Raw genomic sequence first — 278 nt, forward strand, 5'->3', positions numbered from 1 at the left:
TACATTGGTATTGGCGAAGGGATTGAAGATTTGCGTCCTTTTGCCGCCCAGGAATTTATCGAGGCTCTGTTTAGCGACGAGGATTAACTGTGATTCGGTTTCAACAGGTCAGTAAAGCATATCGGGGTGGTCGCCAAGCCCTGCAAAAAGTGGATTTCCATCTGGGAAAAGGTGAGATGGCTTTTCTCACCGGCCATTCCGGTGCCGGTAAAAGCACGCTGTTGAAACTGATTGCTGCGGTTGAGCGGCCGAGTGATGGCCGGATTTTTTTCAATGAT

Annotated in this window: 1 protein-coding gene; it reads left to right on the plus strand. The window is 49.3% G+C overall.

Annotated elements, in window-relative coordinates; genetic code table 11:
* Positions 1–89: 89 nt before the first annotated feature.
* A partial coding sequence (locus tag ACYP03_RS25950; RefSeq protein ID WP_459782667.1) for an ATP-binding cassette domain-containing protein occupies positions 90–278 on the plus strand: 189 nt, incomplete at its 3' end.

It is taken from the genome of Photobacterium sp. R1 (assembly GCF_054600795.1).